Genomic DNA, 13,583 nt, shown 5'->3' with positions numbered 1-13,583 from the left:
TGATACCGGGTTTTCGATAGTGTGGATATTGCCTACAGCGAGGTGGGATTTCGAGAACTCACGTCGGTCGGGGGGAATAACGCCCGTAGGAGAACTCCAGATGAAGTATCCAGTGTGTGCTCGCGTGTTGGGTCCGTTGACGCTTGCTCTCAATAATCACAACGCAACGCCGACAGCACAGAAACAACGCCAACTACTCGCCTTACTACTCGTCAGACACGATACCGTCGTTCCGGTGACCACACTCGTCGAAGAGTTGTGGAACGACGATCCGCCGCGCAGCGCCGTGACCGTCGTGCAGACCTATGTGCTGGGAATTCGAAAGAAGATGGCGGAGCAGCTCGGCATCGGACAGGCCGAGGTGGCCGAACGTTTTCTCCGCACCCGCAGTAAAGGGTATTCGTTCGACGTCAAGGACTGCGTCTTCGATTTGCGCGATTATCAGAGCATGTCCGAGGCCGCGCGCTGCGCCGCCAAGGCCGGCGACGACTATCGCGCGGTCGATCTGTTCACCGCCGCGGAGGCGCTGTGGAGCGGTCCGGCACTGGTCGACGTGGAGGGCGGTATCCCGCTCGCCGCGGAGATCACGCATCTGGATCACCTGCGGCTGACCAATATCGAGCTGCGCGTCGAGGCTGAGCTGCGACTCGGTCGATATCGCGAAGCATGCCCTGACCTGGCCCGACTCACCATGCAGCACCCGCTGCACGAGCGGCTGCAGGCGTATTACATGTTCGCTCTCAGCCGTGCGGGCCAGCGCGCCCGCGCGTTGGAGTCCTACCAGCAGTTCAGCAGGTCGATGCAGCGCGAGCTCGGCCTGGATCCCTGCCAGAAGCTGCAGAAATTGCATCAGGATATCCTCGCCGCCTCCGACGTATCGGTCAGTGCCATGCTCAACAGCCGCCACGCGGAATACCTCATCGGCTGGTACTCCCCCGAATTCCGCTCGGCTCGAGCAAAACCCGCCTAATCCGCCCGCAACATCTCGTCCACCAGCGCTGTCGAATGCGTCGCCGACCGCATCGCCGGGTGGTCGAGTACTTCCCGCAGAAAATCCCGGGTCGTCGCGACGTGTGCACCGGAAATCCGGAATTCGGCCAGGGCTCGTCGCATGCGTGCGAGCGCCTGGTCCCGGTCCGGCGCCCAGACGATCAGTTTGGCAAGTAGTGAATCGTAGTGTGGTGGGATCGAAAATCCGGCGTGCACGTGTGTATCGACGCGCACGAACGGGCCACCGGGCGGCGTGAATTCGGACACGATTCCGGGCGCCGGTGCGAATTCAGCGGACGGATCCTCGGCATTGATGCGGCATTCAATTGCCGCACCGCGCAGGAAAATATCGCACTGCGCGATGCTGAGCGATTGCCCGGCCGCGATATGTATCTGCTCGGCGATCAAATCGATACCGGTTACCATTTCGGTGACCGGATGTTCGACTTGGATTCGGCAGTTCACCTCCATAAAATAATAATTCCCCTGCCGGTCCACCAGAAATTCCACGGTTCCGGCGCCGACGTACCCGGCGCCCAGCACCCCGTCCACCGCGGATTTGCCCATCCGTGCCGCGAGCCCCTCCGGCAGCCGCGGCGCGGGCGACTCCTCGATGAGCTTCTGGTGCCTGCGCTGCACCGAGCAGTCGCGTTCACCGAGGTGCACACCGTTGCCGTAGCCATCGCACAGCACTTGGATCTCGACATGCCGGGCGCCCTCGAGGTATTTCTCCAGATAGACTCGACTGTCCCCGAACAACATTCGCGCGGTCGCCCGCGTCTCCAGATAGGCGCGTGGGAACGCCGCACTGTCGCGCACGACCTGCATCCCGCGCCCGCCGCCACCCGCGGCGGCCTTGATGATCACCGGGTATCCAATGGAGTCGGCCAGCGTGTGCGCCTGCTCGGGCTCGAGCGGATCCAGACTCCCCGGCAACAGCGGTAGCCCCGCCTTGGCCATCAGAGTGCGCGCCGACTGCTTGTCACCGAGTTGGGCCATCACATCGGCGGGCGGACCGATCAGGGTGATACCCGCCGCACGGCAGGCATCCGCGAAATCCGGTGACTCCGAGAGGAATCCGTAGCCGGGATGGATCGCATCGGCGCCGGTCGTCTCGGCCGCGGCAAGAACGGCAGCAGCATTGAGATAGCTGCGTTTGGCCGCGGCAGGCCCGATCTGCACCGATTCGTCGGCGAACCGCACGACGGCCGACTCCGCGTCGGCGACCGAATGCACCGCGACGGTGCGCACCCCGAGTTCCCGGCAGGTGCGCGCGACCCGCAGCGCGATCTTGCCGCGATTGGCGATAAGAATCTTCTCGAACATGGTGTCCCGCACTCCCTTACGCCACCGACCGAACCGGAACCTGCTGCCGCGCACCGAACCGGCGGAACCGGGCGCGCCGCTCGACGGCGAGGTCTTCGCCGCTGTGACCGGTCAACTCGCGCAGGCTCGCGGTCAGCGCACGGTGCAGTTGGTTCGCCGCCGCCAGCGGTGCGGCACCGACGTCGTCACCCGGTTCGGGCAGCACCGCATCGACGACACCGAGCCGCAGCAGGTCTGCGGCCGTAAGTGACAGCGCGGCAGCGGCTTTCGGCGCCGCAGCCGGATCGTTCCACACGATGGCCGCGCACCCTTCCGGGCTGATCACCGAGTATGTCCCGTTGGCGAACATCAGCACCCGGTTGGCAACGCCGAGCGCCAACGCGCCACCGCTGCCGCCCTCCCCGATCACCACACTGATCACCGGCACCCGCAGCGCGGACATCAGCCGGATATTCTCCGCGATCACCACCGCCTGCCCCTGCTCCTCGGCGGTCGCGCCGGGATAAGCGCCAGGGGTGTCGATCAACGTGATGACGGGCAGCCCGAGCTTTTCCGCGAAGCGCATGAGCCGTGCGGACTTTCGGTATCCCGCTGGCGTCGGCATGCCGAAGTTGCGGGCCATCAGCTCCTTCGGCTCATGTCCCTTCTGATGTCCGATCACCACGACCGGCTGGTCACCGAGCCAGGCGGTACCGCCGACGATGGCCGGACAGTCGCCCGAGATGCGGTCGCCGCGCAACTCCCGGAAGCCGTCGAAGGCCAGGGTGAAATAATCGAGCGCGGTGGGCCTGCTCGGCGTGCGCGCCCGCCGAACCTGTGCCCAGGGATCGCTGTCGGGAACCCGAGCCGGGTCGGTGATGGTTCCCGCGTCCAGTTCGGTCACCACATCGCCGCTCGGATCGACCGGACCGGCCACTCGCAGTAGCGAACCGAGTGCCTGTCGCAATCCGGAGCGTGGCACGATCATATCGATCAGGCCCCGCTCCAACAGGAATTCGGCGGTCTGGAACTTCGGGGGAAGTTTCTGCCGGATCGTCTGCTCGATCACCCGGCGACCAGCGAAGCCCAGGCGGGCCCCCGGTTCGGCGATCAGCACATCCGACAGCGTGGCGAACGATGCGGCCACCCCACCATAGGTCGGGTCGGTGATCAGTGTGATGGTGAGGATGCCCGCGCGGTCCAGCTGTTCCAGCGCCGCACTGGTCTTCGCCATCTGCATCAGCGACAGCGGTCCCTCCTGCATCCGCGCACCACCCGAGGCGGTGATGATGAGCAGCGGAATCCGTTCGGCGAGCGCGGTTTCCGCAGCCCGGGTGATCATCTCACCCACCGCGGTACCCAAACTGCCACCGAGGAACCGGAAATCCATGGCCGCGATGATCACCGGATTGCCCTCGATCGCCGCGAGCGCGCACAGCACGGCATCGTGCATGCCGGTGCGAGCCCGTGCGGCGGCGAGCCGGTCCGGATAGGGCTTGGTATCGGTGAAGGTCAGTGGATCGTCGTCGGTGCGGACGACGGCGAGCGGCTCGAACCGGCCCTCGTCGGCGAGCTGGGTGATGCGCTGCGCGGCGGTGATCGGGGTATGCCCGCCGCATTCACCGCAGACACCGAGGTCGCGGGCGAATCGCTTGCCGTACAGCGGAATCAGACAGGCCGGGCAGAGCACCCAGTCCGCGGCACCGTCCAGGCCGTGTGCTGACTTCATCACGCATGTCTCCTGTGCTCGGGGAAGGTGCGACCCAGCCTGCGCGCACCCGCTAGAGAACAGCTCGACTCCGGCGCTCGAGTCAGGTTCGAGGTGCGCCTTCGATGCTTGACTTCACGATCGAAGGGAGATAACGCCATGAACCCCAACGCATTCGGTGGTGCGGTATGAGCCGCCGCGTTGTCGTCACCGGACTCGGTGTCCGCGCGCCCGGCGGTTCGGGTAAGGACGAGTTCTGGAAACTGCTGTCCGAGGGCCGCACCGCGACGCGCCGGATTTCATTCTTCGACCCCACCCCCTATCGGTCCCAGGTGGCGGGCGAAGCCGATTTCGACCCGATTCAGGAAGGGCTGTCGCCCAGGGAAATTCGCCGCATGGACCGAGCGGTGCAGTTCGCCGTGGTGTGTGGACGGGAGGCGGTGGCCGACAGCGGCATCGATATCGGATCGCTGGATCCGCACCGGCTCGGCGTCAGTCTCGGCAGCGCGGTCGCCGCGGCGACCAGCCTGGAGCAGGAATATCTGGTGCTGTCGGATTCCGGTAAGAACTGGCTGGTCGACCAGACCTACCTGTCCCCGCACATGTTCGACTACATGGTGCCCAGCGTGATGCCCGCCGAGGTGGCCTGGAGTGTGGGCGCGGAGGGGCCGGTCGCCATGGTTTCCAACGGCTGCACCTCCGGGTTGGATTCGGTCGGCCACGCCGTGCAGTTGATCCGTGAGGGTTCGGCCGATGTGATGCTGGCCGGTGCGGCGGATACCCCGATCACGCCCATCGTGGTGGCCTGCTTCGATGCGATCAAGGCCACCACCTCCCGCAATGACGATGCCGAACATGCCTCCCGGCCGTTCGACAACTCGCGCAACGGCTTCGTGCTCGCGGAGGGGGCGGCGATGTTCGTGCTGGAGGAGTACGAGAGCGCGCGCAAGCGGGGTGCACGCATCTACGCCGAGATCACCGGCTATGCCACGCGATGCAACGCCTACCACATGACCGGCCTCAAGGCCGACGGCCGGGAGATGGCCGAGGCGATCCGGGTCGCACTGGACGAATCGCGCATCGACCCCACCGGCGTGGATTACATCAATGCACACGGCTCGGGCACCCGGCAGAACGACCGGCACGAAACCGCCGCCGTGAAGCGCAGTCTCGGCAGGCACGCCTACGTCACACCGATGAGCTCCATCAAATCGATGGTCGGCCACTCGCTGGGCGCCATCGGCTCGGTCGAGATCGCCGCCTCCCTGCTTGCGCTGGAACACCAGGTGGTACCGCCGACGGCGAATCTGCACGAGGCCGATCCGGAATGCGATCTGGACTATGTGCCGCTCACCGCGCGCGGACATCGGATGGACACCGTGCTCACCGTCGGCAGCGGATTCGGTGGCTTCCAGAGCGCGATGGTGCTGCGTAAGCCCGAGGCGGTGGCGGCATGATCCTGGTAACCGGTATGGGCGTGCTCGCGCCGAACGGCCTCGGCGTCGAACGCTTCTGGGATGCGGTATTGGACGGCCGCACTGGTATCGCACCGCTGACCCGGTTCGACACCGGCCGCAGCACCGCGCGATCGGCCGGACAGGTCGCCGATTTCGATGCGGCCGAACATCTGCCGAGCCGACTGCTGCCACAGACCGATATTTCGACGCGGATGGCATTGGTGGCGGCGCAGTGGGCCCTGGACGACGCCAAGGTCGATACCGCGGCGTTGACCGACTACGACATGGGTGTGGTCACCGGAAATGCCTCCGGCGGTTTCGAATTCACCCATCGTGAGTTCAATAAGCTGTGGTCGCGCGGTTCCGAGCATGTCAGCGTCTACGAATCGTTCGCCTGGTTCTACGCGGTGAATACCGGACAGATCTCGATCCGGCACGGTATGCGCGGACCGAGCAGCGCGCTGGTCGCCGAACAGGCGGGCGGTTTGGACGCGGTCGGGCATGCCCGGCGGACTGTCGAACGCGGCACACCGCTGGTGGTCACCGGCGGGGTGGATTCCGCGCTCGATCCCTGGGGCTGGGCCTCGCACCTGGCGAGCGGCGAGGTCAGCACGTCGGCTACGCCGGAGCGCGCGTATCTGCCTTTCGACATCGCGGCCGCCGGATATGTGCCAGGTGAGGGCGGTGCGATGCTGGTGGTCGAGGACGCCACGGCGGCCCGCGCCCGCGGCGTGCCGAAGGTGCACGGCGAAATCGCCGGGTACGCCTCGACATTCGATCCCGCACCGGAGACGGGAAGGCCATCGGGTCTACGCCGCGCCGCGGAACTCGCACTGGCCGATGCAGGTATGGGGCCGGGCGACATCGATGTCGTTTTCGCCGACGCGGCGGGCGTACCCGACCGCGACCGGGACGAGGCGGCGGCCATCGAGGCCGTCTTCGGTGCCAACGGTGTGGCGGTCACGGCGTCGAAACCGCTTACCGGGCGGCTGTTCTCGGGTGCGGGCCCGCTCGACATCGTGACCGCGCTGCTGTCCATTCGCGATTCGGTGATTCCGCCGACCGCCTACACCACCACCCTCGCCGAGGACTACCGGATCGATCTGGTGCTCGGCGCACCACGGCCCGCCACCGTCGGCGGCGCCCTCGTCCTGGCGCGTGGCCGTTGGGGTTTCAACTCCGCGGTCGTCGTGCGCGCTGTCGACCAAACCTGAAGGAGCCGATCATGACCATGACCATCACCGAATTGCGCCTGATCCTCGTGGAGTGCGCGGGCGGCGACGATATCGCCGAAGATATCGCCGGACTCGATTTCGAACAGCTCGGCTACGACTCGCTGGCGCTCATCGAAACGGCCGCACGGATCCAACGCGATTTCGGCGTGCTGATCCCGGAGGAGCAGCTCATCGATGTCAAGACACCGCAGGAGCTGATCGATATCGTCAACAGCCAATTGCGCGGTGCGGCATGAACGTCCAGGTGATGAGCCACACCAAGGTGGTGCAGGCGCCGCCGGAGGTGGTCTACGACCTGGTGGCCGATGTGACCAAATGGCCGGTGATCTTCGCGCCGAGCGTGCTGGTGCGCCATCTGCACCGTGGACCCGATGAGGAGCGGTTCCGGTTGTGGGCCACCGTCAACGGTGAGGTGAAGAACTGGACCTCGCGGCGAGTCCTGGATGCGGCGCAGCGGCGCATCGTCTTCGAACAGGAGCGCAGTCAAGCGCCGATAGCGTCCATGGGCGGCGGCTGGTCGTTCCGCGAAATCGGTCCGGGCACGACGAAGGTCACCCTCGACCACCGCTTCACCGTGGTGGACGGGGCGGATGCGGATCTGATCGCGGGTGCGGTGGATCGCAACAGCGAGACCGAATTGGCGGCGCTGGCTCGCATCGCAGAGCTGGGACACCCGGTGGACGATGTGGTGCACACCTTCGAAGACGCTGTCCCGCTCGATATTTCGGCCGCCGAAGCATACGACTTCATCTACCACAGTGAGCGCTGGCCCGAACAGGTCCCGCACGTCGGCCGCATCGAACTCGACGAGGATGCCGATGGCGTGCAGCTGATGGAGATGGATACCGTTACCGCGCGCGGCATTGCGCACACCACCAAATCCGTGCGCGTCTGTGTCACCGACGAACGCATCGACTACAAGCAGCTGCTGCCGCCCGCCATGCTCTTCGGGCACAGCGGCGCATGGGAATTCGCGGACGCTCCGGACGGCGCGGTGGTGACGGCGCGGCATACCGTTGCGATCAATCCGGTCGCCGCGCGCGAAATCCTCGGGACCGATACCGATCTCGCCGATGCCCGCGCATATCTCGCCGAGGCGCTGTCGACCAACAGTCGCAACACCCTGCTCTGCGCGGTGCGGTACGCCGAATCCGTGAAGTCACCGACATGACCGCCACCGAACTACCACACGTGGCCGGGGGCCCGGTAGTGCGCGAAATCGCCGACCGGGTCTATGCGTACACGCACAGCCGAGGCGGCTGGTGTGTCAGCAATGCGGGCGTGCTGGCGGGTCCGGACGGCGCGGTCGTGATCGATACTCTGGCGACCGAGGGACGCACCCGCTCGCTGGTCGAATTCGTCGACGGGCTCGGTATCGGTCCGGCCAGAACGATTGTCAACACCCACCACCACGGCGACCACAATTTCGGCAATCATCTCTTCGGGCCCACCGCCGTCGTCATCGGCCACGATCGGATCCGGCCGGAAATGATCGAGACCGGACTCGCGTTGACCGAACTCTGGCCGCAGGTGCAGTGGGGCGATGTGCGAGTCACCCTGCCCAGCATCACCTTCAGCAGCCGCGTGACGCTGTACATCGGTGACCGGCGCGTCGAACTCATCCACCTCGGACCGGCCGCGCATACCACCAATGATGTGGTGGCGTGGCTTCCCGAGGAGAAGGTGCTCTTCGCCGGAGACCTGGTGATGTCGGGGGCCGCGCCGTTCTGCCTGATGGGATCGGTGAGCGGGTCGATAACCGCGATCAAAAGGCTCGCCGAGCTGGGCGCGGAAACCGTGGTTTCCGGGCACGGTCCGGTGACCGGGCCCGAGATCTTCGAGCAGACGCTGCGATATCTGCGGTGGGTGCAGGAGTTGGCCGCCGAGGGCCGTGCCCTCGGACTCACGCCGCTGGCCATCGCGCTCGAGGCCGATCACGGTGAATTCGCCGATCTGGTCGACGAGGAGCGCATAGTCGGCAATCTGTACCGCGCCGATGCGGAGTCGGCGGGCGGTCCGCTCGGCGAACCGCTGGATGTGCTGTCGATTTTCGGCGAGATGATCGTGTACAACCATGGGCAGGTGCCGACATGTCTGGCGTGACAGCCGTATCGGTGCAGGTCTGTGTGGTCGGCGGCGGTCCGGCAGGGCTGATGACCGGTCTGCTGCTGGCCCGATCCGGCGTGGAAGTGCTTGTGCTGGAAAAGCATCCGGACTTCCTGCGGGACTTTCGCGGTGATACCGTGCACCCTTCCACTCTCCGGGCGATGGATGAACTCGGGCTCGCCACCGAATTCCTCGCGCTGCCGCACGTCGAACTGCCGCAGCTGCCGATGGCCACTGCGAGCGGGCCGGTGATCTTCGCCGATTTCCGCACTCTCCCAGGCGGTTTTCCGTTCGTGGCATTCATGCCGCAGTGGGATGTGCTGAACTTCCTGGCCGAGGCGGGTGGGCGGTATCCGGGCTTCCGACTGATCCAGCGCGCCGAGGTCACCGAACTCGTCCGGGAGCACGACACCGTGGTCGGCGCACGGGTACGCACGCCCGAGGGACCTCTGGAAGTCCGGTCCCAGTTGGTGATCGCAGCGGACGGACGCAATTCGATGGTGCGCGGCGGCCTGCTCGAGGTCGCGGCCAGCGCGGCGCCGATGGACGTGCTGTGGTTCCGGGTCGGCAAGCCCGAGGGCGAACGGCTGCCCACCGTGCGCAGCGGCAATGGTTTCTTCATAGTCTGCATCGATCGCGGCGACTACCTGCAGGTCGCCTACATGATTCCGAAGGGCGGATTCGCGACCGTCCAAGCCGCCGGACTCGCCGACTTCCGCGCCGACCTCGCCGCGATCTATCCCAGCCTCACCGAGCATCTGGCCGCCGAGATCCGCACCTGGGATGACGTGAAACCCCTTGATGTGCGCGTGGATCGGCTGCGCCGCTGGTACCGGCCCGGTCTGCTCGCGATCGGCGATGCGGCCCATGCCATGTCACCGGCGGGCGGAGTCGGCATCAATCTCGCGGTGCAGGACGCGATCGCGGCCGCCCGGCTGCTCGCGCCCATCCTCGGCACGGGTGCTCGACCGAGCGCCGCACAATTGCGCGCCGTGCAGTCCAGGCGTGAATTCCCCATGCGGGTAGTGCAATTCGCGCAGCTGCGGCTGCTGTCGGATCTCTATCCGAACGCCGGGCGGCCGGGCACCGATAAGCCACTGCTGGTGCGTCTGCTGCGGCGCTTTCCCCGCCTCCCCCGATTGGTGGCCCGGGTGATCGGGCTCGGCATCCGGCCCGAACACGTGCCACCGGCGGCCGACATCGCCGGAACCGTCACTGCCTCAACGAAATTCAGGGAGAACTGATCGTGTCGACATATCTGCTCGTCCATGGCGCATTCCACGGCGGCTGGGCCTGGCAGCGGGTGGCGCCCCTGCTCGCGGGCGCCGGACACCGCGTGCTGGCGCCGTCCCTGGTCGGTTTGGGCGACCGCGCCGACCTACTGACTCCAGCGGTCGGCCTGGATACGCACGTCGAGGATCTGGTCGGCCTGCTCACCTCCGCGGATCTCACCGACGTCATCCTGGTCGGGCACAGCTACGCGGGCATCGTGGTGACCGCGCTCGCCGACGCCGTCCCCGACCGCATCGCCGAACTCGTCTATATCGACACCTTCGTCCCGCGCGACGGTGAGGCGGTCGCCGACATCATGCCCGGCATGGTCGATGCCTTCGCCGCCGCGGCGGCCGAATACGGTGACGGCTGGCGCGTACCGCCGCAGACCGAGCCGATGGGCGACGGCGGCCTGTACGGCATTACCGAGGAGCCCGATCTGAGCTGGGCCGCCTCGCTGATGACCGCCCAGTCCCTCGAGACGTTCCAGCAGCGCATGCTGCTCACGAATCCCGTTGCACTGGCGAATATTCCGGTGACACATGTGTATTGCAGCGAGGGCGGCGCAGCCTACAAGGCCATGCGCGCCGCCATGCCGCGCACCCTGCCGCCGGCCGATCTGCCGCCCGGCCGCCTGCACGTGCTGCCGACCGGACACGACTGCATGATCACCATGCCACGCGAATTGGCCGGTCACCTCGTGACATTGGCGCCGCGGACCAGTCTTGCCTGATGCCGACCAGCCGGATCGGGTCAGGATTCGGCCGCGTCGTAGGCGGCGCGGGCGGCGAGTACTTCGCTGAGATGTGCGCTCGACCAGTCGACGATGCTCGCGAAGACCGGGGTCAGGGTGACCGCGAGCGGGGTTGCTTCGTACTCGACGCGGGGCGGCACCTCGGCGTGGTAGGTGCGCGACACCAGTCCGTCACGTTCCAGCTGACGCAGGCGCTGGGTCAGCACCTTGGGGGTGAGGCCCGGAATGCGCTGCTCGAGTTCGGTGAAGCGCAGGCGGCCGTCATGGGTCAGCACCCAGAGCACCTGGGTGGACCAGCGGCCGAAAACCAGGTCGATCACCGGCGTGATCGGACACGGATCGACGGTGGCGGGCCCGCCTCTCGTCGAATCGCTACGCGATGCCGGTCTCATTGGCTCTCACTTTCCACTTGGTAAGTACTATACTTTGGAAAGTACTGTGAGGCCAGGGGGCGTGAGCAAGCATCACCGCGAACGAAAGCCGAAGGGAACACAGTCATGACAACGACATCCGTGGACGGACGCATCGTTCTGCCGCGCCGCTCCGGCGACCGGCCGCACACCCGGGCACATAATCCACATCAGCAGCTCAGTCAGCTCGCACCACCGGATCTGCAGGAAATCCTGTGGTCGCGGATGACCACGCTGAACGGCGTGCTGCTCGGCCGCAGCGGCGTTTCGCTACCCGATACCCGGGCGCTGCATCTGCGCCCGACCATCGCCAAGGGACCCGGCGAGGCATATCTGGTCGGCACCGAATTCGCCCATCTACACGGATACGACGACGGCAGCCTGCACATGTGTCTGCCGAAAGATATTGCGGCCGAGTCGATCGCGCAGGAGTGGGCGGAATTGCACCCGATGGCGCGTCAGCGTTTTCTGCCGCAGACGCTGGTAATGGTCTACGGGCCACGCGATCTCGGCGAACTCGAGGTGGTCTGGCGGCTGGTACGGATCAGCCACGACTTCGCGCGCGGGGCGGCTACAGCGTGATTAGAGCGGCGGCCGCCATCGTGGGAGCCATGAACGCGACCGATCTCGTCGGAACCTGGGAATTGCTGTCCTACTTCGATATCGACGAACACGATGCGACCAGCACCGGGCCACTGGGTGCCGCACCGCGCGGCCTGCTGATCTACGGCGCACACGGCTACATGTCGGTCAGCATGATGCGTACCGACGCAGCCACAGACGCACCGCCCTTCATGGGTTATGCGGGAACCTGGCGCAGGCGCGGCACGGAAATGGTGCACACGATCACCGTGTGCTCGAACCCGGCCTGGGCCGATACCGAACAGGTGCGCCAGATGTCGCTCGACGGCGACATTCTCACGCTGATCGGGGCCGCCGAGGTCGGGGGGCGGATGCAGCGCCGGGTGCTGAGCTGGCGCCGCTCCCGCCCACCCGCCTGAAATCCCTTGTCATTCCGGAGAATACGAAAATAGAGACTGATCGAATTGGACCGGTTCGTTGTCTTCCACGAGTATTCCGGTGATCACACCGCTGGTCTGGGCGGTCACGGGGATCATCAACTTCATCGCCTCCACGATGGCGATCTGCTGTCCGGCCGTGACGGGGTCGCCCACCTGGACGAACGGGTCCGCGCCAGGTTCCGGGCTGCGGTAGAAGACCCCGACACTGGGTGCGCGGAACACCGCACCGATCGGCGGGTCATCCTGTGCTACACCGGTTTCCACTGGCGCGGGTGCTGGGGCCACCGGCGCCCCCGAGACCTGCCATTCGGCTTCGATCGTCACCTCCCCCACCTGGACACGCAGCGCGCTCGGTTGCTGCGGGAAGCCCGCGAGCAGTTGCAGCGCGCCGGTCTGGATGGCTTCGAGTACCCGCAGATACTCGTCGTGCCCGGTTATGTTGTCCTGCACCGCGGTCATTGCTCAGGCCTCTCAGTAATTGCCCAGTCCGCCACAGACATTCAGCGCCTGTGCGGTGACCGCACCCGCGCCGGGGCCGATCAGATAGTCGACCATCGCCGCGACCTCGAACGGCTGCACGTAACGTCCGATCGGGACGCGCGCGCTGACCCTGGCGTGCACCTCGTCGGTGTCCACGCCCCACAGACCGGAGTAGACCTCCCGAACGCGTTCTGCCATCGGAGTTTCCACGAAGCCGGGGCACACCGCGTTCACCGTGATCCCCGTCTTGGCCAGTTCCAGTCCGAGTGCTTTGGTGAAGCCGACGACACCGTGTTTGGAGGCCGAATACGGCGCGCCGTGTACGACACCCTGTTTACCGCCGGTGGAGGCGATATTCACGATACGACCGCTGCCGCGCTCGAGCATGCCGCCTGCGGTCAGCACCGCCTTGGTCATCAGGAAGACGCTGTTGAGGTTGGTATTGATGACGTCGAACCACAGGTCGTCGGTGACCTGCGCGGTGACGCCGCCGCCGCTGCGGCCCGCATTGTTGACCAGGATGTCGATCGGGCCGTAGCGCCGCACGCCCGCGTCGACGTATTCACGGATTTGCGCGGCATCGACGACATCGCAGACCGTGCCGTCGACCTCGTGTCCGTCGTCCTGCAGGCTCTTGACCGTATCGGTCACCCGCTGCTGATCGCGGGCGCAAATGAATACCGCGATGCCCTGGGCCGCAAGGCTTTTGGTGATCTCCAGGCCCATACCGCTGGTCGCTCCGGTGACCAGCGCGACGCGCTGACTTTCCGCCATGACTCCTCCATCGGTCTTTCCGTACTCGCCGGGCTTATCGACCTCCAGACTCGTCGCGGGTGCTATAGCC

15 protein-coding genes are annotated in these 13,583 nt (G+C 66.1%); 10 read left to right on the top strand and 5 right to left on the bottom strand.

All coding sequences use genetic code 11. The features are described from left to right. The first annotated feature begins 100 nt into the window (after positions 1-100). Positions 101-970 carry an AfsR/SARP family transcriptional regulator gene (locus ACQPZ2_RS16295; protein ID WP_433526323.1) on the top strand — a complete coding sequence of 290 codons (870 nt, stop codon included), beginning with the start codon at positions 101-103 and terminating at the stop codon, positions 968-970. Here ACQPZ2_RS16295 and ACQPZ2_RS16290 read toward each other — a convergent pair. Together ACQPZ2_RS16290 and accA are read right to left on the bottom strand one after the other, a co-directional pair. Continuing rightward, entirely contained in the window at positions 967-2,316 is a 1,350-nt protein-coding gene (locus ACQPZ2_RS16290; protein WP_433526322.1) for an acetyl-CoA carboxylase biotin carboxylase subunit, read from the bottom strand. The genes ACQPZ2_RS16295 and ACQPZ2_RS16290 overlap by 4 nt on opposite strands. A gap of 16 nt (positions 2,317-2,332) precedes the next feature. Next, on the bottom strand, positions 2,333-4,024 hold the full coding sequence (gene accA, locus ACQPZ2_RS16285; protein WP_433527438.1) for an acetyl-CoA carboxylase carboxyl transferase subunit alpha: 1,692 nt from the start codon (positions 4,022-4,024) through the stop codon (positions 2,333-2,335). Positions 4,025-4,191: 167 nt separating this feature from the next. On the opposite strand from accA, the gene ACQPZ2_RS16280 reads away from it, so the two are divergent. The 7 genes from ACQPZ2_RS16280 to ACQPZ2_RS16250 are packed head-to-tail and all read left to right on the top strand — an operon-like array spanning position 4,192 to position 10,806. After that, positions 4,192-5,460 (top strand): beta-ketoacyl-[acyl-carrier-protein] synthase family protein, encoded by a 1,269-nt coding sequence (locus ACQPZ2_RS16280; protein ID WP_433526321.1) that lies wholly within the window; start codon positions 4,192-4,194, stop codon positions 5,458-5,460. Further along, positions 5,457-6,674 carry a ketosynthase chain-length factor gene (locus ACQPZ2_RS16275; protein WP_433526320.1) on the top strand — a complete coding sequence of 406 codons (1,218 nt, stop codon included), beginning with the start codon at positions 5,457-5,459 and terminating at the stop codon, positions 6,672-6,674. Before ACQPZ2_RS16280 ends, ACQPZ2_RS16275 begins: the two co-directional genes overlap by 4 nt. An 11-nt stretch (positions 6,675-6,685) precedes the next feature. After that, positions 6,686-6,931 carry an acyl carrier protein gene (locus tag ACQPZ2_RS16270; protein ID WP_433526319.1) on the top strand — a complete coding sequence of 82 codons (246 nt, stop codon included), beginning with the start codon at positions 6,686-6,688 and terminating at the stop codon, positions 6,929-6,931. Beyond that, positions 6,928-7,866, top strand: coding sequence for an aromatase/cyclase (locus ACQPZ2_RS16265; RefSeq protein ID WP_433526318.1), 939 nt, complete (start codon positions 6,928-6,930; stop codon positions 7,864-7,866). Before ACQPZ2_RS16270 ends, ACQPZ2_RS16265 begins: the two co-directional genes overlap by 4 nt. After that, complete coding sequence (locus tag ACQPZ2_RS16260; RefSeq protein WP_433526317.1) at positions 7,863-8,798, top strand: MBL fold metallo-hydrolase; 936 nt, start codon at positions 7,863-7,865, stop codon at positions 8,796-8,798. The genes ACQPZ2_RS16265 and ACQPZ2_RS16260 overlap by 4 nt, the downstream gene beginning before the upstream one ends. After that, positions 8,786-10,045, top strand: coding sequence for an FAD-dependent oxidoreductase (locus ACQPZ2_RS16255; RefSeq protein WP_433526316.1), 1,260 nt, complete (start codon positions 8,786-8,788; stop codon positions 10,043-10,045). Before ACQPZ2_RS16260 ends, ACQPZ2_RS16255 begins: the two co-directional genes overlap by 13 nt. Positions 10,046-10,047: 2 nt before the next feature. Then, positions 10,048-10,806 (top strand): alpha/beta fold hydrolase, encoded by a 759-nt coding sequence (locus ACQPZ2_RS16250; protein WP_433526315.1) that lies wholly within the window; start codon positions 10,048-10,050, stop codon positions 10,804-10,806. A gap of 20 nt (positions 10,807-10,826) precedes the next feature. Here the strand turns inward: ACQPZ2_RS16250 and ACQPZ2_RS16245 are convergent, their stop codons facing one another. Next, positions 10,827-11,147, bottom strand: coding sequence for a winged helix-turn-helix transcriptional regulator (locus ACQPZ2_RS16245; RefSeq protein WP_327100202.1), 321 nt, complete (start codon positions 11,145-11,147; stop codon positions 10,827-10,829). Positions 11,148-11,324: 177 nt separating this feature from the next. Between ACQPZ2_RS16245 and ACQPZ2_RS16240 the strand changes: the two genes are divergently transcribed. Next, complete coding sequence (locus ACQPZ2_RS16240; protein WP_433526314.1) at positions 11,325-11,819, top strand: luciferase family protein; 495 nt, start codon at positions 11,325-11,327, stop codon at positions 11,817-11,819. Positions 11,820-11,848: 29 nt separating this feature from the next. Continuing rightward, positions 11,849-12,238, top strand: a complete 390-nt coding sequence (locus ACQPZ2_RS16235) for a lipocalin-like domain-containing protein (protein WP_433526313.1) — start codon at positions 11,849-11,851, stop codon at positions 12,236-12,238. Between the two features lie 9 nt (positions 12,239-12,247). Here ACQPZ2_RS16235 and ACQPZ2_RS16230 read toward each other — a convergent pair whose 3' ends face one another. After that, positions 12,248-12,718 (bottom strand): acetyl-CoA carboxylase biotin carboxyl carrier protein, encoded by a 471-nt coding sequence (locus tag ACQPZ2_RS16230; protein WP_433526312.1) that lies wholly within the window; start codon positions 12,716-12,718, stop codon positions 12,248-12,250. Positions 12,719-12,730: 12 nt separating this feature from the next. Then, entirely contained in the window at positions 12,731-13,513 is a 783-nt protein-coding gene (locus ACQPZ2_RS16225) for an SDR family NAD(P)-dependent oxidoreductase (protein WP_433526311.1), read from the bottom strand. Positions 13,514-13,583: the final 70 nt, after the last annotated feature.

It is taken from the genome of Nocardia pseudovaccinii, from assembly GCF_050942345.1.
GTDB lineage: Bacteria > Actinomycetota > Actinomycetes > Mycobacteriales > Mycobacteriaceae > Nocardia > Nocardia pseudovaccinii.
The sequence above is the reverse complement of the archived record's forward strand: the minus strand, read 5'-3'. Positions and strand labels throughout refer to the sequence as shown.